Annotated in this window: 1 protein-coding gene; it reads left to right on the top strand. The window is 63.6% G+C overall.

The window, feature by feature from the left end:
• Positions 1–681 (top strand): methylated-DNA--[protein]-cysteine S-methyltransferase (locus A3754_RS23800; protein ID WP_156497190.1); only part of this gene is annotated, 681 nt, incomplete at its 5' end.
• Positions 682–750: the final 69 nt, after the last annotated feature.

Genomic DNA, 750 nt, shown 5'->3' with positions numbered 1-750 from the left:
GCGGTCCGCCGCCGCCGAGTTCGCCAACAACTGCGTGACGACCAGCCGCTGACCCACGCCGCCCATCACGCGGGTTTTGATTCCAGCAGCCATCTCCATAGCTCCTCCGGGCAAACACTGGGCATGAAACCGGGGCAGTACCGCAAAGCCGGTAAAGGCCTGGCGTTGCGTGTCGCCATTGCGGACAGCTCGCTGGGCGCCGTGCTGGTGGCCGAAAGCAAAAATGGAATCTGTGCCGTCGCCATGGGCGATGACCCGGATGCCCTGCTGCGAGATTTCCAACAGGAATTTAGCGGTGCAGAGATATTACCCGGCAATAATGCATTCGATCAGCGTGTTGCCATGGTGATTACGCTGATCGACCAGCCTCTCGGCACACAGGCTTCGATGCCGGATGCCCTGCCCCTGGATATCCGGGGCACCGCCTTTCAGGAGCAGGTTTGGGCGATGCTGAGATCGATTCCGGCAGGGCAAACCCTCTCCTACCAGGCACTGGCAGAAAAGCTTGGCCGGCCCACCGCGGCCCGCGCCGTGGCGCGGGCATGCGCCAGTAACCGGCTGGCGGTGCTGGTGCCCTGCCACCGTATTGTGCGCGCCGATGGCGGCCTGTCCGGTTACCGCTGGGGGGTTGAGCGCAAGGCCGCCCTGCTCGGCCGCGAACAAGGACAAGAACAGGCGTGAGCAGCCTTTCGCTCGCGCTACCCGCACGCTTTGGTGTGCCTGCCTTTCTTGATTTCCATGGCCGTGATC

Source organism: Alcanivorax sp. HI0083, from assembly GCF_001635175.1.
The sequence above is the reverse complement of the archived record's forward strand: the minus strand, read 5'-3'. Positions and strand labels throughout refer to the sequence as shown.